This is a genomic window from Streptomyces sp. NPDC048442, from assembly GCF_040651475.1.
GTDB lineage: Bacteria > Actinomycetota > Actinomycetes > Streptomycetales > Streptomycetaceae > Streptomyces.
On record NZ_JBEZKB010000041.1, the window covers coordinates 1 to 23,484 of the forward strand.

Consider the following 23,484-nt stretch of genomic DNA (forward strand, 5'->3'; position numbering starts at 1 on the left):
CCAGCCCCCCAGCCCCCCAGCCCCCAGCCCCGCCAGCCTCCTTGGGCAGCGGGGCCGCCCCCGGGGGCGGGACGGGTGGGCAAGGGGGCGGCCCCCACGCGGAGCCCCGCCCTCCGACCGCACGCCCCCGACCCCACCCACCCGAAACGGAGTCCCCGTACCGCCATGACCACCCGCGTCCACCACGCCCCGACGACCCAGCCGCACCTCCTCGACAACGCCGCCTGGGCCGCCCTGACCGGCCCGCATTCCCGGTTCGCCGAGCGGCTCGGCCGGGCTGCCCGCTACCCCGCGGACGTCGCCCCGTTCACCGCCCTCGACGACCCCGCCGACCCCCGTGCCTGGGACGACCTTGCCCGGCTCGTCGGGCCCGGCGCCGCCGTCTCCGTCGCCGGCGTTCCGGACGGAGGCGTGCCCGACGGGTGGCGGACCGAGCACAGCATCGCGGGCGTCCAGCTGGCCGACACCTCGCTGTACGCCGAACCCGCGCCCGAAGCGGTCCGGCTAGGGCCCGCCGACGTGCCCGAAGTCCTCGAACTGATCGCCCTCACCAAGCCAGGACCCTTCCTGCCGCGCACCGTCGAACTCGGCACCTACCTCGGTATCCGGGACCACGGACGGCTGATCGCGATGGCCGGCGAACGGCTGCACCCGCCGGGCTGGACCGAGATCAGCGCCGTCTGCACCCACCCCGACCGGCGCGGCCGGGGACTGGCCACCCGGCTGGTCCGGGCGGTGGCGGCAGGCATCCGGGAGCGCGGGGAGACCCCCTTCCTCCACACGGCCGCGAGCAACACCGACGCGATCCGGCTCTACGAGTCGATCGGTTTCACCCTGCGCCGCACGACCCGCTTCCTGCTCGTACGAGCCCCGGACGCGGCACCGCAAGCGGCGTAGCCCAGCCCCGGCGGCCGCACCGGCCCTGGCGGCCGCACCAGCCACGTCGTCCCGTACACCGATCCGACCCGACCCGACCCGACCCGATCCGGAAGGCAGCCTTCCAGTGTCATCACCCTCGCCCACCCCCCTGCACCTCGCCGTCGCCCTCGACGGCGCCGGCTGGCACCCGGCCGCCTGGCGCGAGCCCGTCGCCCGGCCCCGTGAACTCCTCACCGCCGCCTACTGGTCGGACCTGGTGACCGAGGCCGAGCGCGGGCTGCTCGACTTCGTGACCATCGAGGACGGGCTCGGCCTCCAGTCCTCGGACCCCACCGCACCCGACGACCGCACCGACCAGGTCCGCGGGCGCCTGGACGCCGTCCTCGTCGCCGCACGGGTCGCCCCGCTGACCCGGCACATCGGCATTGTGCCGACGGTGGTGGCCACCCACACCGAGCCGTTCCACCTCTCCAAGGCGATCGCCACCCTCGACTACGTGAGCTCCGGCCGCGCGGGTCTGCGCGTGCAGGTCGCCGCCCGCCCCGACGAGGCCGCCCACTTCGGGCGCCGTACGGTCCCGCCGATCCCCGCCGGCGGGTACGACACCCCCGCCGGACAGCAGGCGGCGGGCGAACTCCTCGACGAGGCCGCCGACTACGTCGAAGCCGTGCGCAGGCTCTGGGACAGCTGGGAGGACGACGCGGAGATCCGGGACGTGGCCACCGGCCGCTTCATCGACCGCGAGAAGCTCCACTACGTCGACTTCGAGGGCAAGCACTTCCGCGTGAAGGGCCCCTCGATCACCCCCAGGCCGCCCCAGGGCCAGCCGGTCGTCAGCGCCCTGGCGCACGGGAGTGGCCCGTACCGCCTCGTCGCCAGGTCCGCCGACATCGGGTACGTCACCCCGCACGACACCGCCGAGGCCCGCGCCGCCGTCGCCCAGATCCGCGCCGAACAGGAGGCGGCGGGCCGCGCCGGCGACACCCTGCACGTCTTCGGCGACCTGCTGGTCTTCCTCGACGACGACCCGGGCGCCGCCGAAGCCCGCCGGGACCGGCTGGACGCGCTCGCGGGCAGCCCGTACACCGGTGACGCCCCGGTCTTCACCGGCACGCCCTCCCAACTCGCCGATCTGCTCCAGGAGTTGCAGTCCGCCGGCCTGTCCGGGTTCCGGCTGCGGCCCGCCGTCGCGGGCCACGACCTCCCGGCCCTCACCCGCCGGCTGGTGCCCGAACTCCAGCGCCGCGGCGCATTCCGGCAGTCGTACGAGGCGGACACCCTGCGCGGACTGCTCGGCCTCGCCCGCCCCGCCAACCGCTACGCGGCCGCCGTACCCACCCCCGCCTGAACCCGCCCCAGCCAGAGCAGGAAGGCCCTCACGGTCATGAGCGACAAACCCCTCAAGCAGGTCCACCTCGCCGCCCACTTCCCCGGCGTCAACAACACCACCGTGTGGAGCGACCCCGAGGCCGGCAGCCATATCGAGTTCAGCTCCTTCGTGCACCTCGCGCAGACCGCGGAGCGCGCCAAGTTCGACTTCCTCTTCCTCGCCGAAGGGCTGCGGCTACGCGAACAGGGCGGCGAGATATACGACTTGGACGTCGTGGGCCGCCCCGACACCTTCACCGTCCTCACCGCCCTCGCCGCCGTCACCGAACGCCTCGGCCTGACCGGCACCATCAACTCCACCTTCAACGAGCCGTACGAGGTGGCCCGCCAGTTCGCCAGCCTCGACCACCTCTCCGCCGGGCGCGCCGCCTGGAACGTGGTCACCTCCTGGGACGCCTTCACCGGCGAGAACTTCCGCCGCGGCGGCTTCCTCCCGCAGGAGGAGCGCTACTCCCGAGCCAAGGAGTTCCTGGCCACCGCGCACGAACTCTTCGACTCCTGGCACGGCGACGAGATCGCCGCTGACCGGCGGACCGGCACCTTCCTGCGCGACGCACGCGCCGGAGCCTTCGCGCACCAGGGCCAACACTTCGACATCCAGGGGCAGTTCAACGTCCCGCGCAGCCCGCAGGGCCGGCCGGTGATCTTCCAGGCGGGCGACTCCGAGGAGGGCCGCGAGTTCGCCGCCGCGAGCGCCGACGCGATCTTCAGTCGGCACGCCACCCTCAAGGAGGGGCAGGCGTTCTACGGGGACGTCAAGGGCCGCCTCGCCCGGTACGGCCGCGCCCACGACCAGCTGCTCATCCTGCCCGCCGCCACCTTCGTGCTCGGCGACACCGACGCGCAGGCGCAGGAACTGGCCCGCGAGGTACGCCGCCGGCAGGTCAGCGGCGCCACCGCGATCAAGCACCTCGAATTCGTCTGGAACCGGGACCTCTCCGGGTACGACCCGGACGGCCCGCTCCCCGACGTCGACCCGGACCCCGGCGAGCACACCGTGGCCCGGGGGCGTGCCCAAGTCCGTATGTTCCGGGACCCGTTGGCCACCGCCCGCGAGTGGCGGGAGCGCGCCGCCGCCCACAACTGGTCGATCCGGGATCTGGTCATCGAGACCGGCAGTCGCCAGACCTTCGTCGGCACCCCCGCCACGGTCGCCGAGACCATCAACGACCTCGTCCAGGCCGACGCGTCCGACGGCTTCATCCTCGTCCCGCACGTCACCCCCGGCGGCCTCGACGCCTTCGCCGACACCGTCGTCCCGCTGCTCCAGGAGCGTGGCGTCCACCGCACCGAGTACGAGGGCACCACCCTGCGCGACCACCTCGGCCTGACCCACCCGGACGCCGAGGCGCGGACCTTGCGGGCGGCGTCATGAAGTTCCTGGCCATTACCCTGATCGCGCACACCCCGCACCCGGTGACCGGCGTGCAGAAGCCGACCACCGAGCGCTTCCGCGAAGTGATCCAGAACGCCCTGCTCGCCGAGGAGTTGGGCTTCGACGGCTTCGGAGTGGGGGAGCGGCACGAACGCCCCTTCATCTCCTCCTCGCCGCCCGTCGTCCTGAGCCACCTCGCCGCCCTCACCTCCCGCATCCGCCTCTTCACCGCGGTCACCACCCTCAGCCTCCTCGACCCGGTGCGCGCGTACGAGGACTACGCGACGCTGGACCACCTCTCCGGCGGACGCCTGGAACTGATCGTCGGGAAGGGCAACGGCACCGCGCAGCGCGACCTGTTCGAGGTCACCGTCGACGACCAGTGGGAGCGCAACGCCGAGAGCTACGAGTTGTTCCGCAGGATCTGGCGCGAGGACAAGGTGACCGCCAAGACCCGCTTCCGCCCGGAACTCACCGAGGCGGAGGTCTGGCCAAGGCCCCTCCAGCAGCCCGTCCGGGTCTGGCACGGCAGCGCGACCAGCAAGGAATCGGTCGACCTGGCCGCCCGCTACGGCGACCCGCTCTTCTCCGCCAACGTCACCAACCCCATGGAGCCGTACGCCGAGTTGATCCGTTACTACCGAGAGCGCTGGGTGCACTACGGCCACGACCCGGCCGCGATCGCGGTGGGCGCGGGCACGGCGGGCTTCCACGCGGCCCGCACCTCCCAGGATGCGCTCGCCGCCTACCGGCCCACCTTCGAGGGGAACCTGGCACAGCAGAAGCGGCAGGGCCTGAACCCGGTGTTCACGACCCTGGAGGACTTCGTGGAACGCAGCTCGGCGCTCGTCGGCAGCCCGCAGCAGATCATCGAGAAGGTGCACCGCTACCACGAGCAGTTCGGGCACACGGTGCTTCATCTGCACGCGGACGCAGGTGGTTTGACGGACCGTCAGCACCGGGACTCGCTGGCCCTCTTCCAGTCGGACGTGGCTCCGGTACTGCGCCGCGAGATCCCCGACCCACCGTTCCCGTGGGCACCCGCCCTCGCGGAGCACGCCCCGGCATCCGTATCCGTACCCGCATCCGTACCCGCATCCGCATCCGTCACCACCGGCCACTGAGGAGAACTCCCGCCATGTCCGACATCCCCCTCGGCGTCCTCGACCTGGTCCCGGTTCCGTCCGGTTCCACCGCCGCCGACGCGCTCCGCAACTCCATCGACCTGGCCCAGCAGGCCGAGCGCTTCGGGTACGCCCGCTACTGGTTCGCCGAACACCACCTCAACCCGGGCGTGGCGGGCACCTCGCCCGCCGTCGTCCTCGCCCTGACCGCCTCCGCGACCTCGGACATCCGGCTCGGCGCCGGCGCCGTACAGCTCGGTCACCGCACCGCCCTGTCCACGGTCGAGGAGTTCGGCCTGCTCGACGCACTGCACCCCGGCCGCATCGACCTGGGCCTCGGCCGCTCCGGCGGACGGCCGCCCGGGACGCCCGCCGCCCCGCTGCCGGACGCCACCCCGGTGGTCGAAGGGCGCGCCCCCAATGGGCTGCGCATCCCGCCCCGGTTCTCCTTCGCGCACCTGGTCGGCTCGCCGCGCGTCGCCCTCCAGCGTGCGCTGCTCCAGCAGCCGCATGCCGAGTCGCAGGACTACGCCGAGCAGATCGACGACATCCAGGCGCTCCTCGCAGGCACGTACCGCTCGGCGGACGGCATCGAAGCACATGCCGTGCCGGGCGAGGGCGCCGACCTTGAGCTCTGGATCCTGGGCAGCAGCGGTGGCGAGAGCGCCGAGGTCGCGGGCCGGCGCGGGCTCCGCTTCGCGGCGAACTACCACGTCAGCCCCGGCACGGTGCTGGAGGCGGCGGAGGGCTACCGCGCTGCGTTCCAGCCGTCCGACATCCTCGAAAAGCCGTACGTCAGCGTGTCCGCGGACGTCGTCGTCGCCGGGGACGACGAAACCGCCCGCGAACTGGCCACCGGCTACGCCCCCTGGGTCCGCAGCATCCGTACCGCAGAGGGTGCGATCCCCTTCCCCACCCCGGACGAGGCCCGCGCCCACGTCTGGACCGACGCGGACCGGGCGCTGGTCCAGGACCGCGTCGAGACCCAGTTCGTCGGCTCCCCGGGACGCGTCGCCGACCAGCTGGCGCAGCTCCGCGAAGCCACCGGCGCGGACGAGCTGCTGATCACCACGATCACCCACGGCCACGCGGACCGGGTGCGCTCGTACGAGCTGCTGGCCGAGGAGTGGCGCAAGAGGTGAGCCACGAATGTACGCGGCGCCCGTACGCCGTGACCGTAAGGGCAGGTCGGAGCCCGGAAGGGGACGCAGCATAGAGTCGGGAAGAGCGGCGGCTCCCGGCCTCCGCCCCAGCCCACCACGAGCGAGTACGAGGAGCAGCCGTGACCGACCCGGCGTCCAGCACCCTGCAGCAGGAGATCGCACGGGATCTCCAGGTGTCGATGAGTTTCGATCCGGAGCAGGAGATCGAGCGGCGGGTGGCCTTCCTCGCCGAGCGGCTCACCTCCACGGGGCTGCGGTCGCTGGTGCTCGGCATCAGCGGTGGCGTCGACTCCACGACCGCGGGCCGGCTCTGCCAGCTCGCCGTGGAGCGGGCCCGCGCCGCCGGACACGAGGCGACCTTCTACGCCATGCGCCTGCCGTACGGCGTCCAGGCCGACGAGAAGGACGCCCAGCTCGCCCTCGCCTTCATCAACGCCGACCAGGTCCTGACCGTGGACGTGAAGTCCGCGAGCGACGCCTCACTGGAGGCCGCGCTGGCCGGCGGGGTGACCTTCCGGGACGCGAGCCACCAGGACTTCGTCAAGGGCAACATCAAGGCCAGGCAGCGGATGATCGCCCAGTACACGGTCGCGGGCGCACAGAACGGCCTGGTCGTAGGCACCGACCACGCGGCCGAGGCGGTCTCGGGATTCTTCACGAAGTACGGGGACGGCGCCGCCGACGTCGTACCGCTGACCGGGCTCACCAAGCGCCGCGTACGAGGCGTCGCCGACGCGCTGGGCGCCCCGGCCGAGCTGGTGTGGAAGGTTCCGACGGCGGACCTGGAGACCCTCGTCCCGAGCAGGCCCGACGAGGACGCCCTCGGGGTGACGTACGACGAGATCGACGACTTCCTGGAGGGCAAGCCGGTGGGCGAAGCCGTCTTCGAGACGATCGTCCGCCGCTACCGCCTCACCGACCACAAGCGTCAGCTGCCGTACGCGCCCTGAGTCCGTGCCTGGCCCCGAGTCCGTGCCTGGGTGAACTCCTCGGCCAACAGCCCGGTCGGCGCGACCGGTTGAGGGGTCGCGCGGTCGGTGCGCCAGATCAGCCCCAGCGATGGGGCGGCACACCAGCATGGTGCGATCGCCGCCCGCCACGAGTGCCAGGCCCTCCTGGACGGTGGTGATGCCCGTCGTCGAGCGGATGGGCGCGCCCGCGGGCGTGGTGTGCGCCGCGCGGGCGGCCGTCCAGTACTCGGGGGCGTCCCCCGGCCGGACGCAGCACGTCCACGCCCGCCAGCTCCTTTCGCGGGTACGCGCCCGGCGCCGGCCAGCGGGTGGGAGGAGGAGACGGCCAGCACCCGCTGCCGCGGCGGAAAACGGAAACCGACGGTCAATTCGGGGTCGGATCTCGCTCAGCACCGTCGTCACCTCGTGGCGGGCGCGGAGCCGGCGGAAGGCCCCGGTGGCCTCCTCGTAGACGCTGGCCCCGCTTCCCCCGCCCGGCCGTGCCCGCAGGCCCGGCCGACCGGTCCGCCCGCGGGCCCCTGCTGCGCAACGCCCCGGTGACCGCCGGCCTGCTGCTGACCGTGTTCCTCGTTACCGTGCATTTCGCCGGGTCCACCTACGTACGCCTGCGGGGTCTGCGAAACCAAACGTTGACCAGGGACATCAAAAACAGCATGGCGCACAGCAATCAAACGACCATTTCGCTGCTCGCAGTCAACGACTGGTTGTCCATCTATGGTGGAAGGCGTGGACCTCACCGCCGTACGCACCTTCGTTGCCGCCGTCGACGCGGGACAGTTCCAGGAAGCCGCCGTCGACCTGTCGATCACCCCGCAGGCCGTCTCCAAGCGCGTTGCCGTGCTGGAGAAGGACCTCGGTGTGCAGCTGTTCAGCCGTACCGCGCGCGGGGCCCGGCTCACCATCGACGGACAGGCGTTTCTGCCGTACGCCCGCGCTCTCCTCCAGGCCGAGGAGCGGGCCGCCGCTTCCGTGCGGCCGGGGCGCCGGGCGCTGCGCGTCGATGTGATCGGCCGCCGGCTCTCGGTGGCGGGTCTGCTGCGCGGCTTCCACCGGGCGTACCCCGAGACCGATCTCGACGTCGTGACCCTCTTCGACTTCGACACGGCCGTTGCCGCCGTACGGTCAGGGACGATCGACGCCACCTTCCGCGCCGTGGACATGCCGGGCCGGCAGCTCCCCGAAGGCATCGAGGCCACGCCGGTCTTCGACGAACCGCTGCAACTGTTCACCGGGCCGGCCCACGAGTTCGCCACCGCCCGCGCGGTCGCTCCCGCCCAGCTTTCCGGGCGACGGATCTGGATGCCGGGCAACACTCCAGGCACCGAGTGGGCCGCCTACTACGACGAACTCGCCGCCGAGTTCGGGCTCACCATCGACGCGATCGGCCCCAACTTCGGCATCGAGCACCTCCTCGACACGATCGCGGCCTCCTCGACGCTGGCGACCTTCGTCAGCCCGCAGACCCCGCTGGTCTGGCCCGCCGGCCACGACCTGCGACGCATCACCCTGCAGGACCCGACGCCGGTCTACCCGCACTCCCTGATCTGGCGCACGGACAACCCGCACCCCGCCCTCACCGCACTGCGCGACCACCTCACCGCCGCGTACCCCGGGCGCCCCAACAGCGGTGTCTGGACGCCGAATTGGGTGCGGAAGGCTTAGAGTCCCGTCCACTCGACGGTGGCCCACGCCGCGTCGAGCGCTGTCACCAGCGCCCCCGCGTCGCGCGCGAGGCCGACCTCGTCGACGCGGGCGATCGGCCTGCTCGGGCTGTGCGAGTTGGTGGCGGCGGCGGAGAGGAGCGACGGGAGGTCGGCGGCTCGTACGGGGCGCGAGGTCCAGGGCACTGCGGCCCGGGTCAGTGCGGACCGGAGGAGTTGCATCGTGATGCCGGACAGCATCGGGGCCTCGGGCCAGACGACCTGCTCGCCGTCCCAGAACACCACGTTCCACGCCGAGCCCTCAAGCACCAGGCCGCCGGGCCCGACGAACAGGACATCGTCGAAACCGTCCCGCCGGGCCTGCAGTGCCCGATGGGTGGCGCCCATGGTGGCCAGGTGCTTGAGGTGGGGGAGGTCCCGTTCGTAGGCCGTGGAGCGTACGTGGAGGGGCGGGCGAGGTGCGTCGGACGCCGGTGCGTCGACCGCGACGATCACGTCCGTACGGTCCGGGGCGTTCTCGTGCGGAATCACCGTGAGCCGTACCGAAGCGTCCTGTTGCGGGCCGATCGCCTGCCGGAGCAGGTCCCGTATCCGGTCGGAATCCGTGTCGACGGCGGTGTGGAACAACTCGCGCGATGCCGCCCGCAGCCGGTCGAGGTGCAACTCCAGCCCCTGCACGGCCCCTTGGCGCACCTGCATCGACGTGTAGTGCCCGTAGTTCCAGGCAGCGGCCCGGTGCAGGTCCTCGGCCCGGGGCGGCCCGCCGTTGATCTCGATGCTCAGCATCCGGGCCATGCTGTCACAGGCAAGCTGCTAGGGCCTGTCCGGCGGATCTTGCCGCGGTCGCGTGCCCTGGCACGCACATCTGCGGCGTTGTCGTCAATCGCCATGGCTCCGCCATGTCTCAATCCTCCGCCTTGCAGCTGCACGCACCATGCCCCGCTCAGCGGTAGTGAAAGGGCAAGGTCACTCCCATGCGGCCTGATCCGCCGGACAGGCCCTAGGGGCGTGCTGTCACGGGCATGCTGTCCCAGCGCCAGAATGTGGACGGCTGGAGACCTCCTTGACCTGCGCTGGAACAATCACGGTCCAGAACGACCGGAACACCCGTGCGCCTACGAAGGATGTGACCAGATGTCTGCCACGACCGAGAAAGGTGTCATCGAGAAGCTGTACGGCGAAGTGCTGCGCCGGAACCAGGGCGAGGGCGAGTTCCACCAAGCGGTGCGCGAGGTCCTCGAAACGCTGTCGCCGCTGCTGAGCGCCCGCCCCGAGTTCATGGACGCCCGCATAGTGGAGCGCATGTGCGAGCCCGAGCGGCAGCTCATCTTCCGGGTGCCGTGGTCGGACGACAACGGCGTGGTGCACGTCAACCGCGGCTTCCGGGTGGAGTTCTCCAGCGCGCTCGGCCCGTACAAGGGCGGTCTGCGCTTCCACCCGTCGGTGAACCTCGGCATCGTCAAGTTCCTCGGTTTCGAGCAGATCTTCAAGAACGCCCTGACCGGCATGCCCATCGGCGGCGGCAAGGGCGGCTCCGACTTCGACCCCAAGGGCCGCTCGGACGCCGAAGTCATGCGGTTCTGCCAGTCGTTCATGACGGAACTGCACCGCCACATCGGCGAGTACACGGATGTTCCCGCCGGTGACATCGGCGTCGGCGGCCGCGAGATCGGCTACCTCTTCGGCCAGTACAAGCGGATCACCAACCGGTACGAGTCCGGGGTGCTCACCGGCAAGGGTCTCGGCTGGGGCGGCGCGCAGGCCCGCACCGAGGCGACGGGGTACGGGTGTGTGATGTTCACGGCCGAAATGCTGCGCGCCCGGGGCGAGAGTCTGGAAGGCCGCCGGGTCGCCGTGTCCGGTTCCGGCAATGTGGCGATCTACGCCATCGAGAAGGCCCAGCAGCTCGGTGCGACCGTCGTGACCTGTTCGGACTCCAGCGGGTACGTCGTCGACGACAAGGGCATCGACGTCGCACTGCTCAAGGAGATCAAGGAAGCGGGCCGCGGCCGGGTCTCCGAGTACGCCGAACGCCGGGGCGCCCACGTCCAGTTCGTCGCCGGGCGCGGCGTCTGGAACGTTCCGTGCGACGTGGCGCTGCCCTGCGCCACCCAGAACGAGCTGGACGAGAACGACGCCCGCACCCTGGTGGCGAACGGCGTCCGCGCGGTCGCCGAGGGCGCCAACATGCCCACCACCCCGGAAGCCGTACGCATCTTCCAGGAGGCGGGCGTCGCGTTCGCCCCCGGCAAGGCGGCGAACGCGGGCGGAGTCGCCACCAGCGCACTGGAGATGCAGCAGAACGCGTCGCGCGACTCGTGGACCTTCGCCCACACGGAGGAGAGGCTGCAGGAGATCATGCGGCACATCCACGAGGCGTGCCACACCACGGCCGAGCGGTACGGCACCCCCGGCAACTACGTGGTCGGCGCGAACATCGCGGGCTTCGAGCTGGTCGCCGACGCGATGCTGGCGCAGGGTCTGATCTGACCGGCCCCGTCAGGGGTCATGCGCAGGCCGGTGTCGCGCACAGGGTCCACTGGTTGTTCCACCAGCCGGACGGACGGCCGAAGTCGGGAGCCACCTCGATCTGGGTCCAGTAGCGGTCCCGGTTCCACTCGCGGGCCCTGACCCTGATCCGGTGGTCGGGGAGTTCGGCCAACACCTCGGGCTGCCCGAGGCCGACATTGGCCTCGGGCACCAAGCCCGCCGAGGTCACCGGCCGCCATGCGCCGGCCGCCGCGTCCTGCGCGTACAGGGTGCGGGATTCGGCCGAGCGGCCGGTGAGGTTCGACGAGGCGATCGCGAGGATCGTCCCGTTGAACCGCCGGTGCAGGGTCACCGCGCCGTGGTAGGGCGCCGGTTGCAGGCCGAAGGCATCGGCCGCGGGCCATTCGGTGGCTCCGGAGGGAAGCGCCGAGTGGCAGAAGGATCCGTAGGCGGACCAGAGCAGCTCGATGCCGCCGGCCGCGTTCTCGATCCCGGTGACGGCGTACGACTTGGGGCCCACCGTCGTCGCGCTCACCCGGACCCAGTCCCCGTACTCCGCGCCGGGCGCGGGCTGCGAGCGGTGCCAGAGGAACGGCAGAGAAACCGGCGCGGTCGGGTCGTAGAACGTCTGGAACTGCTCGATCCTGCCGTCGGCACGCGGTACGGACACCTGGTCCCCGGTCGCGTTGCCCCGCTGCCCCTGCGCCTGCGAGTCCACCCCGCAGGCCGCGTCCGCGACAGCCGCCGTTCCCGCAGCGGGCGCGGCGCCCGCCGTCGGAGTCAGGGCCAGGGCCCCGGAACAGGCCAGCGCCAGGGCCACGGCCCCGCGAAGTGTTCCTCGCCATGCGTTACGTCTGTTCAACGCCCGCCCCTTGTCCGCTTGTTCGTCTTGTGCGTCTTGTTCGTCGTTCGACGGCCGGGGCTAATGTGGTCCGCCCCGGCCACCGTGAACCTTCTCCCTTTCCCCACCCGGCACAAGGGAGGGATCCGGCCACCGGGACTACCTTCTGAACGAACGGACCAGTTGCGGGAGTTGCGCGAAATGACCGAAGGCCCCGGTATGACGGCCGAAGCGCGGTCCGCCGCGTACAGCACCGTGTCCACCTCCCTCGCCCTGCGGAGCGACCGGGAGCTGAGCGCGCTCCTCGACACCGCCGTACCGCTCGGCTCCGGCATCGGCGGGCGGTCGGCGCGGATGGAGATCGACGGCAGGCCGGTCTTCGTGAAGCGCGTACCGCTCACCGGGCAGGAGCTGCGGCCGGAGCACGCCCGCTCCACGGCCAATGTGTTCGGCCTGCCCGACTTCTGTCAGTACGGCGTCGGCACCATCGGCGGCCCCGGCTTCGGGGCCTGGCGGGAGGCCGCCGTCCACACGATGACCACGAACTGGGTGCTCGCCGGGCAGTACCGGGGCTTCCCCCTGACGTACCACTGGCGCGTACTGCCGGAGGAGGACCCGGCTCCCCTGCCGGAAGACCTCGCCGACGTGGAGCGGGCCGTGGCGTACTGGGGCGGCGGGCCTGAGGTGCGCCGTCGCATCGAAGGTCTGCGAGAGTCCCCGGCGAGCCTCGTGCTGTTCCTGGAACACCTCCCGCAGACCGTGCACGTCTGGCTCTCCGAGCAGCTGCGCGCCGGTGACGAGGCCGCCGGCCTGGCCCTCTCCCTGGTGGAGAGGGAGCTGGAGGCCGGGGTGTCCTTCATGAACGACCGCGGTCTCCTGCACTTCGACACGCACTTCCAGAACATCCTGACCGACGGCCGCCGCCTCTACTTCGCCGACTACGGCCTGGCCGTCTCCTCCCGCTTCGACCTGTCGCCCCGCGAGGCCGACTTCTTCGACAGGCACCGTACGTACGACCGTGCCTACGCGCTCAGTTACCTGGTGAGCTGGCTGATCGCGGACCTGTACGGGCTCAAGCGGGTGGAGCGCGAGGCCCTGATCCGCGCGATCGCCGACGGCGAGCGTCCCCCGGCGGGGCCGCCGGGGGTCATGGCCCTCCTCGTGCGGCACGCACCGCTCGCGGCAGTCATGACGGATTTCATCGCCAAGGTGGAGAAGGAGGACCGGGAGGCTCCGTACCCGGCGGAGGAGATCCGCCGGATCTTCGAGAGGACGGCGGACCGAGGCCGTACCCGCGGGTGTCGGAGTGCGGCCAAGTCCTCCGCGACCAGGCGCAGTTGAGCGGGTGGGAAGAAGGCGCCCGTCATCGCGGCGACGGCGATGAGCGGCGTGGACCCGATCGTGGAGCGGAGTGCGCAGCGAGAGTCGGCCTTCCGGGTACTCCTCGGCGCGGGGCAGCGGCTCCGCGGCCCGTTCCGCCTGCTCGCGCTGGGCGCGGACCAGGAGGCGGGCGCCCGTCACGGGGCCCTGCGCGGGCGGGCAGGGTGTGGGGAGCGTGGTCTCCGTGCTCGGCGACGGCGTCGGCGAGGCCCCGGGTCGTGACGCCCGGTTCGCAGCGTACGAGGCGGTGGGCCACGGTCGCGGAGAGCGGTCGCCGAGGTGGTCGCCGGGGGCGCCGGGGCCGGGTCGCCGGGGGCGGCCCGGCCCTACGACTGCCGGCCGGCCGCCCTGCCCACCAGCGCGATCGGCACCGTCGCGCACTGCGTCGCCGAGGCGACCGTCATCGTCCTGACTCCGGTACGTGCCGCGATGTCGAGCAGCCTGGCGGCGTCGCACCGGAACGGCTTGCCGTGCACGATGTCGCGGGCGCAGGTGGCCTCGTCGGCGAAGGCGGGCAGCCAGGGCTTTCCGTCCTGGCCGCTGATGAAGACGACGGACTCGGCCTCGTCCACCGCGATGATCACGCCGTCGGCGACGACGGCGGCGAGCAGGTCCGTGTGGTCGGGGTCGCCGCCCTCAAGGATCTCGGACAGGGTCGGATGTGCGGAAGTCATCCCTCGATCCTAAGGGCCTGGCCGGGGCGGTGCGCCGGGCCGGGGGTGCTGTGCAGGGCCCGGGTCACTGTGCCGGGCCGGGGCGGTGCGCCGGGTCCGGGTCGCTGTGCCGGGTGAGCGCCCGCACCGCGGACGCGAGGCAGCTGGTCGACCGCCGGTCAGCCGAGCCAGCGGCCGTCGCGCATGAGGTCGCGTCCGGGCAGCTCGTTCGCCTCGCGCCAGGCCTGGATGCGCCGCGGCCGGATCAGGAAGTACTGGTACGCGTCCAGGTCGCGCGGGTCGAAACCGGTCTTGGCGGCGAACTCGTCGCCCACCCTCGGGCCGAGGCCGGCGAGGTCCACCGGTTCGGCGGTGCCGTCGACGAGCACGACGTCTCGGGTCGGCCCGAGGCTGAGCCGTACCCGGTCGTCCGCCAGCAGATTGCGGCCGGTGACCGAGGTACGCGGCGTCGAGACGAGGAACGCGGTCCCGTTCCAGAGGTACGAGAGCGGGACGAGGTGGACGCCGCTGGGGGAGCCGGACGTCGCGACCCAGAGGTCGATGTCACCCTCCAGCCGCGCGCGGGTGTCCCGCAGCCGCTCCTCAAGTCCGTGCGGCGGGGCGTCCGTCATGCTTCCTCCAGTTCGAGGTCAAGAGCCTCAAGGGCCCGGGGGTGCGGAGCATCCTCCCGGCCGGTCTCCCGGCCGGTCTCCCGGCCGGTCTCCCGGCCGGTTCTGCCGCCGTCACGACGCAGCCGCGCGAGCTCGTCCCGGCGCTGTGCCTCGATGCGTGCGCGCCCCCACGAGGGATGACACATGCGTGGCCCCCTTCGGCTCAGCGGAGCTCTTGGATGCGGACCATGTTGCCCGCGGGGTCGCGGAAGGCGCAGTCGCGGATTCCGTACGGCTGCTCGGTCGGCTCCTGGACGACCTCGGCGTCACCGGCCTGCACCTTCGCGAACGTACCGTCCAGGTCCGGGGTGGCCAGCAGGATCCAGCCGTACGTGCCCTTGGCCATCATCTCGGTGATGGTGCGGCGCTCGTCCTCGGTGACCCCGGGGTCGGCGGCCGGCGGCGCCAGGAGGATGGAGGTGCCGGGCTGGCCGACCGGGCCGACCGTGATCCAGCGCATCCTGCCCCGGCCGACGTCGCTGCGGACTTCAAAGCCGAGGGTGTCGCGGTAGAAGGCCACGGACGCGTCCGGGTCGTCGTGCGGGAGTGCCGTCGTGTGAATGGTGATGTCCATGACGAGCATGCTAGGTCCGGCTGCACGGCCCGCGCTTCTCGAATCCTGACCGATCCGGCAGTACGAGGCGAACGACGAGGCGAAGGACGAGCCGCTAAACGAGCCGCTCCCCGGTGGGGAGTTCCTGCGTCCCGACGACGGCCAGCAGCGCCAACTGGTCGGCGGCGGGGCTGCCGGGAGGCGCGGACAGCCAGAGCAGTCGTTGTCGGCCGTCCTCGCTGAACAGGTTGTGGCAGTCCAGTTCGATCATGCCGATCACCGGGTGGTCGAGCCGTTTGGTCGCGTGCCGGCGCAGCGCGACGTCGCGCTCCTCCCAGAGGGCGGCGAACTCCGTGCTGCGGGTGAGCAGTTCGGCGACCATGCGGTGGATGTCCGGGTCGTCGCGGCGGGCCGCGACCGCACGCAGGTCGGCCACGAAGTCGCGGGAGTGGCGGGCGTGGTCCTCGGCCGGGTAGAGGTCGCGGCTTTCGGGCCGGGTGAACCACAGGTACACATGGCTGTCGGTGCCGGGCCGCCGGTTCTGGACGGTGGGCAGCGGGCCGAGGAGCGCGCCGGCGAGCCGGTTCTGCGTCAGGGGCTCGTGCAGGTCCGTCATGATCCGCGCCGGGGTGTCCGCCAACCGGTCGAACAGCGCCAGCATCGCCGGGTGGATGTGGCCCAGTGGACCGTGCAGCGGCGGGGACGGGTGGCCCGCGAGGTGGAACAGGTGGTTGCGTTCGTCGCTGCTCAGCCGCAGCGCCCTGGCCAGCGCGGTGAGCATCTGCTCCGAGGGGCGGGCGCTGCCGCCGCGCTCCAGCTCGGTGTAGTAGTCCATCGACGCTCCGGCCAGGTGGGCGACCTCCTCCCGGCGCAGCCCCGGCACCCGGCGGCGCGGTCCTGCGGTCAGGCCGACGTCGCCGGGGCGGATGCGGTCGCGCCGCGATTTGAGGAAGGCACCGAGTTCTGCGAGGTCCATGACTCCATGGTCGCCGCTCTCGCCGGTGCCAACCAGGGGACGCCGTCCCCCCGGTAAAGAGCACCATGGTCAGGTCCCGGGTTCGGGGTGAAGGTGGGGGCGAGCCACAGAGGCCGTACCCGCAGCACCGCGGCGGTACGGCCGTACGGGAAGGAACCCCTCATGAGCACCATGCGCGCTGTCCAGGCCGTCACCGCCGGCGCCCCCTTCGCACTCGCCGAGATCCCCGTCCCCGCGGCGGGCCCCGGCCAGGTCCTGGTGAGGGTACGTGCCTGTGGCGTGTGCGGCGGCGAGAACATCGCCCGCCACGGCGCCCTCGGTACCGCGCTGCCCCGCGTGCCGGGACACGAGATCGCCGGTGAGATCCACGAGGTCGGCGACGGCGTCACCGCCTGGCGCACCGGCGACCGCGTCGGCATCGGCTGGCACGGCGGATCCTGCGGCACCTGCGACCACTGCCGGCAGGGTGATTTCGTCAGCTGTGTGGACCGCAAGATCGTCGGCGCCTCGTACGACGGCGGCTACGCCGAGTACGTCCGGGTCCCGCAGGACGCCCTCGCCCGCATCCCCGACGCGCTCTCCTTCGAGGAGGCGGCCCCGCTGATGTGTGCCGGGCTGACCACCTTCAACGCGCTGCGCAACAGCGGCGCCCGCCCCGGCGACACCGTGGCCGTCCATGGCATCGGCGGCCTGGGCCATCTCGGTCTGCAGTTCGCCGACAAGATGGGCTTCCGTACGATCGCCGTCAGCCGCGGCCGGGACAAGGAGGAACTGTCCCGCGGGCTCGGCGCCGACGAGTACCTCGACTCCACCGAAGGCAGCGCGGGCCATGCCCTGACCGCGCTGGGCGGAGCCGCCGTCATCCTGAGCACCGTCGGCGTCAGCCCCGCCCAGAGCGACCTCGTCCAGGGGCTGCGCCCCAACGGCCGCCTGGTCGTCGTCGCCAACGACCACCGGCCCCTCGACATCGACCCCGAACTGCTGATTTTCGGCCGCCGCGAGGTCACCGGCTGGTACAGCGGCCACGCGAAGGACGCCGAGGAAGCCCTCGCCTTCGCCGCCCTCAAGGGCATCCGCCCGATGACCCGCGCCTACCCGCTGGAACAGGCCGAGGAGGCCTTCCAGGGCATGAGCCGGGCCCAGTACCGCAACGTCCTCGTCCCCTGACCCGGAGGGGCTGGGGACGACACCGTCCCCAGCCCGCGCTACTGGCCCACCCGGCCGTCGACACACTCGCGCAGCAGGTCGGCGTGCCCGCAGTGCCGGGCGTACTCCTCGATCCTGTGCACCATGAGCTCCCGGACCGCGATGCCGTCCTTCGCCAGGCGCTCGCCCAGGTCCGGGTGCTCGGCCAGTGCGGCGTCCGTCGCGGCCTGCTCGCGCTCCAGATCGGCGAACGCGGCGTCGACCACGGCCTGTTCGGCGACCGCGCCGTGGAAGTCCGCGTCCCGCTTGCCGTACAGCTTCGGCAGCGGGTCGCTGTCGTCGATCCAGTTGTTCCAGTCCCGCTCCACCTCGACGAGGTGGCGCACCAGACCGAGCAGCGACATCGTCGACGGCGGAACCGACCTGCGGGCCAACTGCTCCGGGTCCAGGCCCTCGCACTTCATCCGCAGGGTCAAGCGGTAGCCCGACAGGAAGTCGAGCAGCGTCGCGAGTTCCCCCTCCGGGCCGTCGCCCTCGCTGTCGCGGGGGTCGTCGTCGGGATCCACCCACATGTCGGTGTAGACGGTCGACTGGGTCCAGCGCGCGGATTGATCACTCATACGTCCCATCCTGGCCCGTACGGCACGGGCCCGCCACCGGGTTTCTCGCGGAAAGCACCAAGTGACCGCCGATCCAACGCTGCTGGAGCCTGCGGTCGTGGCTGACGACCACCAGGGCGCCCTCGTATCCCGCCAGTGCGGTCTCCAGGTCCTCGACGAGGGCGGGGGACAGATGATTGGTGGGTTCGTCGAGGAGGAGGGCGTCCGACGGGGTGCTGACCAGGCGTGCCAGGGCGAGCCGCTGGCGCTGACCGGTGGACAGCCTGCCCACCGGCACCGAGAACTGCTCGGAGGTGAACAGGCCGAGGGAGAGCAGGAGTTCGGCGTGATCGTCGGGGCTGCCGGACCGGCCGCGGGCGAATGCGGCCAGCAGTGGGGCCTCGGGCCGGGGGAAGCGGGGTTCCTGCGGGAGGTACCCGATCCGGCCCCGGCGGTAGAGGTCGCCGCCGTCGGGTGCCAGCTCTCCGGCCAGGACCCGGAGGAGGGTGCTTTTGCCCGCTCCGTTGGGGCCGGTGACCAGGAGCCGTTCTCCTGCGGCGACCTTGACGTCCGTCGGGTCCAGGCGGCCGGTGACGCGGATGCCGGAGGCGTCGATGACGGCGCCCTCCAGGCGGGCGGAGCGCAGCACGGGGGTGAAGCGGAGGGGTTCCGGCGGGGTCGGGACCGGGTCGGCGAACAGGCGGCGCAGACGCTCCTCCGCCTGCCGGACCTTGCTGGCCACCGACTGCTGTACGCGGCCGCCGGCCCTGTCGTACGCCATCTTGTTGCCGTCCTTCATCGCCCGGCCCGGCGCCACCCGCCGTGCCGTGGTCGCGGCGGCCGTGCGGAGTCCGTCGATGTCGGCCAGCCACTGGGCGTGTGCCTGGACCCAGCGCTGCCGGGCCGCCGCCTTCTCGGCCAGGTAGCCGGAGTAGCCGTTGCCGTAGCGGACGACGCGGTGCAGGTCGCCGTCCACCTCCAGCAGGGTGGTCGAGACCCGTTCCAGGAAGACCCGGTCGTGAGAGACCGCGACGGTGGTGCCGCGCCGGGTGCGGAGGTGGTCCTCCAGCCAGCGCAGGGCGTCCTCGTCGAGGTGGTTGGTCGGCTCGTCGAGGAGAAGCACCTCGGGGCCTGCCGCCAGGAGCGCGGCGAGGCGCAGCCGGACCTGCTCGCCGCCGGAGAGGCTGCCCGCGGTGCGGTCGCGGGCGAGCAGGCCCAGGCCGAGGCCGTGCAGGGCGCGTTCGACCCGGGCGTCCGCGTCGTAGCCGCCGCGCAGCTCGAAGAGCGTGAGCAGGTCTCCGTACGCGGCCATGGCGTCGCCCTCGCCGTCGGCCATCGCCGCCTCCAGGCGGTGCAACTCCGCCTCGATCCGGCGGAGTTCGCCCAGGGAGCGGTCGATGACCTCCTGGACGGTGGCCAGGGGCGGCAGCTGCTCGTCCTGCGCCAGGTAGCCGATGCCGCCCTCCGCCTGGACGACGATCTCGCCCTGGTCGGGCTGCTCGGCGCCCGCGAACAGGCGCAGCAGGGTGGTCTTGCCCGAACCGTTCTCACCGACGATTCCGGTGCGCTCGCCCGGTGCGAGCGAGCACGTCACCGCGTCAAGGACGGTGCGGCCGTTGAAGGACTTCGTGACGGACAGGGCGGCGATCTGCGTGGGCATACGTGGTCTCCGGAGCATTCGATGACGGGGCGGCCGGTACGGGCAGTACGGACCGCGAGGTCGGGGGAACGCTTCGGAAGAGCATCGACGACTCCGTTAGTGCGACAACAGTTGCGTTAAGATCTTGCCATGGTTCCTTCCCGTCCCGCAAGCGACATCCCGGCCGCAGTGCCCGCCCGCCGTCCGGGCGGCCGCAGCGCCCGTATCCGTACGCAAGTACTCGACGCGGTCCGCACGGAGCTGGTCGAGCACGGCTACGACGCTCTCACCGTCGACACGGTCGCGGACCGGGCGGGCGTGCACCGCACGACGGTCTACCGGCGCTGGCAGGACATCGGCGGACTGCTCGCCGACGTCCTGGACGTCGGCACCGACGACGGCTGGCAACCCGCGGACACCGGCACCCTGTTCGGCGATCTGGCCGCGCTGAACCACGAGATCCAGACCGCCCTCACCGAGCAGCGGTCCGTCACCGCGGCCCTGATCGCCGCCTCCTTCCGCTCGGGACAGGCCGCCGACGCCCTGCGGAACTTCTGGGAGAACCGGTACGCGCAGTGCGAGATCGCCGTCCACCGGGCCGCCGCGCGCGGTGAACTCCCGCCGCACACCGACGCCCGCCAACTCCTCGTCACCGCCACCGCCCCGCTCTACCACCACCTGGTACTGCTCCGCGCCACCCCCGACCCGCACCTGCCGGACCGCGCGGCCAGGGCCGCCGTCCTCGCCGCGTCGGCCGGCGCGTTCGGACGGGAGACCGATTGTCAGACCCATGCGCAAGTATTCACTGCATGACGATCCTTCGCGCCGAAGAGGCGCTGTTCAGCCATGTCCAGTACGAGGACGCGGTGCGCCGCGTCCGCGAGTCCGCCGCGGCCTACTACGGCGACGGCGACAGCAGCCTCGACGACACCACGTACGACCGGCTGCTGCTGGCCGTCGCCGCCTGGGAGCAGGCGCACCCCGATCAGATCTCGCCCGAATCGCCGACCGGCAAGGTCGGAGCGGGCGCGGCTCCGGTGGGCGACATCGCCCATACGCAGCGGCTGTTGTCCCTGGACAACGTCTTCACCCCGGACGAGCTGGTGGCCTGGGGCGCGTCGCTGGAGCGGCGGCTCGGCCGGCCGGCCGACGGCGGGTTCACCGTCGAGCCCAAGCTGGACGGGGCGGCCGTCGCGGCCCGTTACCGCGAGGGCGTTCTCGTACAGATCATCACGCGCGGCGACGGCAGCCACGGCGAGGACGTCAGCCATGTGATCGGCACCATCGACGGTCTGCCCGCGCAGTTGCCCACCCCTGTCACCGTCGAGGTGCGGGGTGAAGTGCTGTTCACCCAGGCGCAGTTCGAGGCCGCGAACGAGATCCGGACCGCCCACGGCGCACGGGTCTTCAGCAATCCCCGCAACGGCACCTCCGGCACTCTCCGCGCCCAGAACCGCCCGTACCGGCTGCCCATGACGTTCTGGGCGTACGGCGCCGTGGACCTCGACGGCGTCGGGTTCGTCAGCCCGACGGCCACGCACGCGGAGGTCCTGGAGGCCGTCGCCGCCGCCGGGGTGCAGACCACCCTGCACACCCCGGCCGGGCTGCGTGTCGTGGGGACGCTCGCCGAGGCGCAGGCGCGGGTCGACGAGATCGCCGCCATGCGGGCCGGTCTGCCGCACGGCATCGACGGGGTGGTGGTCAAGGCCAACGACCCCAAGGAGCAGCAGATCGCCGGCTTCGGCACCCGCTTCCCGTACTGGGCCGTCGCGGTCAAACTGCCCGCGGCCGAGATGATGACGACGCTGCTGGAGGTCGAGTGGAACGTGGGGCGCACCGGCGTCGTCGCCCCGCGCGCCCGGGTGCGGCCGGTCGAAGTGGACGGCAGCATCGTCGAGTTCGCGACCCTGCACAACCCGGCCGACATCCGCCGCCGCGACCTCCACGTGGGCGACACCGTCACCGTCTACAAGGCCGGCGACATCATCCCGCGCATCCAGGCCGCGGTCGTGGAGCTCCGTCCGGCGGACGCACTGCCCGTCGCGTTCCCCGACCAGTGCCCCAACTGCGGGGACGACATCGACAAGTCGCAGGAGCGGTGGCGGTGCGTGAAGGGCGCGGCGTGCCGTCTGCCCGCCCTGATCGGGTACGCGGCGGGGCGCGACATGCTCGACATCGACGGCCTGGGCACGACGTACGTCAACGCGCTCGTCGCCTCCGGCGAAGTGACCGACATCGCCGACCTGTTCACCCTTACGCACGAGCAGCTCGCCGTCGCGTCCGGCAGCGAGAAGCGGGCCGCCAAGCTCGTCGAGCAGATCGCGGCGGCGAAGGAGCGCCCGCTGAACCGGGTCTTCTGCGCGCTGGGAATCCTCGGCACCGGCCGCTCCATGTCCCGCCGTGTCGCCCGCCACTTCGGCACGATGGAGGCCGTGCGGGCGGCCGACACCGAGGCGATGCAGGAGGTCGAGGGCGTCGGCCCGGAGAAGGCCCCGGTCATCGTGCAGCAGCTCGCCGACCTCGCCCCGGTCGTCGAGAAGCTGATCGCCGCGGGCGTCAACATGACCGAGCCCGCCGAGGAGAGGGCGTCCGACGGTCCGCTCGCGGACAAGGTGGTCGTGGTCACCGGCAAGATGACCGGCCGCCTCGACGGCTTCGGCCGCAGCGAGATGAACGCCCTGATCGAAAGGGCCGGCGGAAAGGCGGGCAGCAGCGTCAACTCCCGGACGACGCACCTGGTGGCCGCCCCGTCCGCGAGCGGCAAGCCAAGCTCGAAGGCGGTCAAGGCGGCTGAGAACGGGGTCGAGGTGCTGACGCCGGAGGCCTTTGCGGAGTTGGTCGTGGAGTTCCTCGACTGATCCGGTTGACTGTCAGTCCGAGGGTCCGAGAGTCCGAGAGTCCGAGGGTCCGAGAAAGGGGTCGGGTGGAGGAGAACGAGATACGCGCGCACCTCGACGGCCGTGGCCGCGTCGAGATGCAGCTCGGCGACGTCGACCGGCAGCGGGTGGAGGAGATCGTCCGCGCGCTCGGCTACCGGCTGGACGTCATGGAGTTCGTCCCCCGCATCGGCTACCGGGCCGAATGCGAACGTGACGACGCCCCGAACGCCCGCCGCCGCGCCGAGCTGTCCATCGAGCGGCTGCGGGCGGGCCGGCCGCTGCTGCCCGTGGAGGAGCCGTACGTGCCGCCGCCCCAGCCGGCGCCTCCGTACACCCCGCCGCCCCCGGGCACCCCGCCACCTCGACGGGCCCGCGCCGCGTGGGGGCCGCCACCGCCCCCTGACACGGCTCCGCCCCCGCCCCCGCCCGGACGGCGGGCCCCGCTCCGGCCGCGCTTCCCGCCACCGCCACCGCCCCTCACTGGTGACGGGTTCGTGGACCTCGACCATGCCGGTCTCGACGAGTGAGGACCCAGGTGAAGCCCCCTGGGGCGAGCCCACCGAGGGCGACTCGTTCGCCATGGACGACAAGGTGCTCGACGCGGTACGCGCCCTGGCCGAAGGGATCTCGACGCGCGCGCTGGCCTACCGGACCGCCGGCAAGCCCTTCGACGCCGCGCTCATGGCCGCCCCCGATGTGCAGCTGGCGATGCTGCGGGCGCTGTACGAGGCCAAGCAGTCCGTCGACCGGCTGGCGGAGAGCGCCGCCACCGTGGCCGGCCGCAGCGGCGCCAGCTACGGCCAACTCGGCGCGGCCTGGGGCGGGTTGAAGCGTCAGTCGGCCCGGCTCAAGTGGCCCCACGCAGTGGTCAAGAAGTCCGCCGGCGAGTCCGTACCCCTCAGCTACGCGGGCGGCACCGCCGTCATCCACCACGACCCGGAAGCCGACGCCTGGTGGTACGCCGCCACGGGGGCGGACGGGCAGGAGGAGGAGTCCGAGGCCGTAGGCAGCACCGCGGCCGAGGCCATCGCGCGGGCGACCGAGTTCCTCCTGGCGCACGCCAAGCCCACCCGGCAGGCGTCGGCCTGACCCCGG

At 72.2% G+C, this 23,484-nt stretch carries 23 protein-coding genes; 14 read left to right on the forward strand and 9 right to left on the reverse strand.

The genetic code is table 11. The features are described from left to right. The first annotated feature begins 165 nt into the window (after positions 1-165). From AB0D18_RS37740 to AB0D18_RS37770, 7 genes are all read left to right on the forward strand, one after another. Positions 166-897, forward strand: a complete 732-nt coding sequence (locus AB0D18_RS37740; protein WP_362429566.1) for a GNAT family N-acetyltransferase — start codon at positions 166-168, stop codon at positions 895-897. A 106-nt stretch (positions 898-1,003) separates the two neighbouring features. Next, positions 1,004-2,227 (forward strand): LLM class flavin-dependent oxidoreductase, encoded by a 1,224-nt coding sequence (locus tag AB0D18_RS37745; RefSeq protein ID WP_362429569.1) that lies wholly within the window; start codon positions 1,004-1,006, stop codon positions 2,225-2,227. Positions 2,228-2,263: 36 nt separating this feature from the next. Next, positions 2,264-3,643 (forward strand): NtaA/DmoA family FMN-dependent monooxygenase, encoded by a 1,380-nt coding sequence (locus AB0D18_RS37750; protein ID WP_362429571.1) that lies wholly within the window; start codon positions 2,264-2,266, stop codon positions 3,641-3,643. Next, positions 3,640-4,767, forward strand: a complete 1,128-nt coding sequence (locus AB0D18_RS37755; protein ID WP_362429574.1) for an LLM class flavin-dependent oxidoreductase — start codon at positions 3,640-3,642, stop codon at positions 4,765-4,767. The genes AB0D18_RS37750 and AB0D18_RS37755 overlap by 4 nt, the downstream gene beginning before the upstream one ends. 14 nt (positions 4,768-4,781) lie before the next feature. Continuing rightward, complete coding sequence (locus AB0D18_RS37760) at positions 4,782-5,909, forward strand: LLM class flavin-dependent oxidoreductase (protein WP_362429577.1); 1,128 nt, start codon at positions 4,782-4,784, stop codon at positions 5,907-5,909. 140 nt (positions 5,910-6,049) lie between these two features. Next, positions 6,050-6,880, forward strand: coding sequence for an ammonia-dependent NAD(+) synthetase (gene nadE / locus AB0D18_RS37765; RefSeq protein ID WP_362429580.1), 831 nt, complete (start codon positions 6,050-6,052; stop codon positions 6,878-6,880). 747 nt (positions 6,881-7,627) lie between these two features. Continuing rightward, complete coding sequence (locus AB0D18_RS37770; RefSeq protein WP_362429583.1) at positions 7,628-8,563, forward strand: LysR family transcriptional regulator; 936 nt, start codon at positions 7,628-7,630, stop codon at positions 8,561-8,563. On the opposite strand, the gene AB0D18_RS37775 is transcribed toward AB0D18_RS37770, so the two are convergent. Further along, a complete protein-coding gene (locus AB0D18_RS37775) occupies positions 8,560-9,348 on the reverse strand; it encodes an aminotransferase class IV (protein ID WP_362429585.1) in 789 nt (262 codons plus the stop codon). The two genes, AB0D18_RS37770 and AB0D18_RS37775, sit on opposite strands and share 4 nt — an antisense overlap. 348 nt (positions 9,349-9,696) lie before the next feature. Between AB0D18_RS37775 and gdhA the strand changes: the two genes are divergently transcribed. After that, positions 9,697-11,052 (forward strand): NADP-specific glutamate dehydrogenase, encoded by a 1,356-nt coding sequence (gene gdhA / locus AB0D18_RS37780; protein ID WP_362429588.1) that lies wholly within the window; start codon positions 9,697-9,699, stop codon positions 11,050-11,052. Positions 11,053-11,068: 16 nt separating this feature from the next. Here gdhA and AB0D18_RS37785 read toward each other — a convergent pair whose 3' ends face one another. Continuing rightward, positions 11,069-11,872: a hypothetical protein gene (locus AB0D18_RS37785; RefSeq protein WP_362429591.1), complete on the reverse strand. Its 804-nt coding sequence runs from the start codon at positions 11,870-11,872 to the stop codon at positions 11,069-11,071. Between the two features lie 222 nt (positions 11,873-12,094). On the opposite strand from AB0D18_RS37785, the gene AB0D18_RS37790 reads away from it, so the two are divergent. Further along, positions 12,095-13,234 carry a protein kinase family protein gene (locus tag AB0D18_RS37790; RefSeq protein ID WP_362429594.1) on the forward strand — a complete coding sequence of 380 codons (1,140 nt, stop codon included), beginning with the start codon at positions 12,095-12,097 and terminating at the stop codon, positions 13,232-13,234. A gap of 365 nt (positions 13,235-13,599) precedes the next feature. On the opposite strand, the gene AB0D18_RS37795 is transcribed toward AB0D18_RS37790, so the two are convergent. The 5 genes from AB0D18_RS37795 to AB0D18_RS37815 all read right to left on the reverse strand — a co-directional run bounded on the left by AB0D18_RS37795 (position 13,600) and on the right by AB0D18_RS37815 (position 16,126). After that, positions 13,600-13,947, reverse strand: coding sequence for a hypothetical protein (locus tag AB0D18_RS37795; RefSeq protein ID WP_362429596.1), 348 nt, complete (start codon positions 13,945-13,947; stop codon positions 13,600-13,602). A gap of 158 nt (positions 13,948-14,105) precedes the next feature. Further along, on the reverse strand, positions 14,106-14,558 hold the full coding sequence (locus AB0D18_RS37800) for a pyridoxamine 5'-phosphate oxidase family protein (protein WP_362429599.1): 453 nt from the start codon (positions 14,556-14,558) through the stop codon (positions 14,106-14,108). Beyond that, positions 14,555-14,743 carry a hypothetical protein gene (locus tag AB0D18_RS37805; RefSeq protein ID WP_362429602.1) on the reverse strand — a complete coding sequence of 63 codons (189 nt, stop codon included), beginning with the start codon at positions 14,741-14,743 and terminating at the stop codon, positions 14,555-14,557. The genes AB0D18_RS37800 and AB0D18_RS37805 overlap by 4 nt, the downstream gene beginning before the upstream one ends. 17 nt (positions 14,744-14,760) lie before the next feature. After that, the gene (locus AB0D18_RS37810; protein ID WP_362429605.1) at positions 14,761-15,171 is read right to left on the reverse strand and encodes a VOC family protein; all 411 of its coding nucleotides are present in this window, start codon (positions 15,169-15,171) and stop codon (positions 14,761-14,763) included. Positions 15,172-15,265: 94 nt separating this feature from the next. Continuing rightward, positions 15,266-16,126, reverse strand: coding sequence for a helix-turn-helix transcriptional regulator (locus AB0D18_RS37815; RefSeq protein ID WP_362429607.1), 861 nt, complete (start codon positions 16,124-16,126; stop codon positions 15,266-15,268). A 162-nt stretch (positions 16,127-16,288) separates the two neighbouring features. Here AB0D18_RS37815 and AB0D18_RS37820 point away from each other — a divergent pair, with 162 nt between their 5' ends. Beyond that, positions 16,289-17,293, forward strand: coding sequence for an alcohol dehydrogenase catalytic domain-containing protein (locus AB0D18_RS37820; protein ID WP_362429610.1), 1,005 nt, complete (start codon positions 16,289-16,291; stop codon positions 17,291-17,293). A 38-nt stretch (positions 17,294-17,331) separates the two neighbouring features. Here AB0D18_RS37820 and AB0D18_RS37825 read toward each other — a convergent pair whose 3' ends face one another. Then, entirely contained in the window at positions 17,332-17,901 is a 570-nt protein-coding gene (locus AB0D18_RS37825) for a DinB family protein (RefSeq protein ID WP_362429613.1), read from the reverse strand. Next, on the reverse strand, positions 17,885-19,531 hold the full coding sequence (locus AB0D18_RS37830; RefSeq protein ID WP_362429616.1) for an ABC-F family ATP-binding cassette domain-containing protein: 1,647 nt from the start codon (positions 19,529-19,531) through the stop codon (positions 17,885-17,887). The genes AB0D18_RS37825 and AB0D18_RS37830 overlap by 17 nt, the downstream gene beginning before the upstream one ends. A 129-nt stretch (positions 19,532-19,660) precedes the next feature. On the opposite strand from AB0D18_RS37830, the gene AB0D18_RS37835 reads away from it, so the two are divergent. From AB0D18_RS37835 to AB0D18_RS37850, 4 genes are all read left to right on the forward strand, one after another. Further along, a complete protein-coding gene (locus AB0D18_RS37835) occupies positions 19,661-20,323 on the forward strand; it encodes a TetR/AcrR family transcriptional regulator (protein ID WP_362429619.1) in 663 nt (220 codons plus the stop codon). Continuing rightward, a complete protein-coding gene (ligA, locus tag AB0D18_RS37840; RefSeq protein ID WP_362429622.1) occupies positions 20,320-22,368 on the forward strand; it encodes an NAD-dependent DNA ligase LigA in 2,049 nt (682 codons plus the stop codon). The genes AB0D18_RS37835 and ligA overlap by 4 nt, the downstream gene beginning before the upstream one ends. A gap of 65 nt (positions 22,369-22,433) precedes the next feature. Next, a complete protein-coding gene (locus AB0D18_RS37845; protein ID WP_362429625.1) occupies positions 22,434-22,916 on the forward strand; it encodes a hypothetical protein in 483 nt (160 codons plus the stop codon). Beyond that, on the forward strand, positions 22,897-23,478 hold the full coding sequence (locus tag AB0D18_RS37850) for a hypothetical protein (protein WP_362429628.1): 582 nt from the start codon (positions 22,897-22,899) through the stop codon (positions 23,476-23,478). The genes AB0D18_RS37845 and AB0D18_RS37850 overlap by 20 nt, the downstream gene beginning before the upstream one ends. The last annotated feature ends 6 nt before the right edge of the window (positions 23,479-23,484 follow it).

Bases quoted from the DNA above. Each gene is read 5' to 3' on its own strand.
- AB0D18_RS37825 (WP_362429613.1), bottom strand. From the start codon at position 17,901: ATGGGACGTATGAGTGATCAATCCGCGCGCTGGACCCAGTCGACCGTC.
- AB0D18_RS37805 (WP_362429602.1), bottom strand. From the start codon at position 14,743: ATGTGTCATCCCTCGTGGGGGCGCGCACGCATCGAGGCACAGCGCCGG.
- AB0D18_RS37750 (WP_362429571.1), top strand. From the start codon at position 2,264: ATGAGCGACAAACCCCTCAAGCAGGTCCACCTCGCCGCCCACTTCCCC.
- AB0D18_RS37790 (WP_362429594.1), top strand. From the start codon at position 12,095: ATGACCGAAGGCCCCGGTATGACGGCCGAAGCGCGGTCCGCCGCGTAC.
- AB0D18_RS37810 (WP_362429605.1), bottom strand. From the start codon at position 15,171: ATGGACATCACCATTCACACGACGGCACTCCCGCACGACGACCCGGAC.
- gdhA (WP_362429588.1), top strand. From the start codon at position 9,697: ATGTCTGCCACGACCGAGAAAGGTGTCATCGAGAAGCTGTACGGCGAA.
- AB0D18_RS37820 (WP_362429610.1), top strand. From the start codon at position 16,289: ATGAGCACCATGCGCGCTGTCCAGGCCGTCACCGCCGGCGCCCCCTTC.
- AB0D18_RS37760 (WP_362429577.1), top strand. From the start codon at position 4,782: ATGTCCGACATCCCCCTCGGCGTCCTCGACCTGGTCCCGGTTCCGTCC.
- AB0D18_RS37815 (WP_362429607.1), bottom strand. From the start codon at position 16,126: ATGGACCTCGCAGAACTCGGTGCCTTCCTCAAATCGCGGCGCGACCGC.
- AB0D18_RS37755 (WP_362429574.1), top strand. From the start codon at position 3,640: ATGAAGTTCCTGGCCATTACCCTGATCGCGCACACCCCGCACCCGGTG.
- AB0D18_RS37775 (WP_362429585.1), bottom strand. From the start codon at position 9,348: ATGCTGAGCATCGAGATCAACGGCGGGCCGCCCCGGGCCGAGGACCTG.
- ligA (WP_362429622.1), top strand. From the start codon at position 20,320: ATGACGATCCTTCGCGCCGAAGAGGCGCTGTTCAGCCATGTCCAGTAC.
- AB0D18_RS37800 (WP_362429599.1), bottom strand. From the start codon at position 14,558: ATGACGGACGCCCCGCCGCACGGACTTGAGGAGCGGCTGCGGGACACC.
- AB0D18_RS37740 (WP_362429566.1), top strand. From the start codon at position 166: ATGACCACCCGCGTCCACCACGCCCCGACGACCCAGCCGCACCTCCTC.
- AB0D18_RS37795 (WP_362429596.1), bottom strand. From the start codon at position 13,947: ATGACTTCCGCACATCCGACCCTGTCCGAGATCCTTGAGGGCGGCGAC.
- AB0D18_RS37850 (WP_362429628.1), top strand. From the start codon at position 22,897: ATGCCGGTCTCGACGAGTGAGGACCCAGGTGAAGCCCCCTGGGGCGAG.
- AB0D18_RS37830 (WP_362429616.1), bottom strand. From the start codon at position 19,531: ATGCCCACGCAGATCGCCGCCCTGTCCGTCACGAAGTCCTTCAACGGC.
- AB0D18_RS37835 (WP_362429619.1), top strand. From the start codon at position 19,661: ATGGTTCCTTCCCGTCCCGCAAGCGACATCCCGGCCGCAGTGCCCGCC.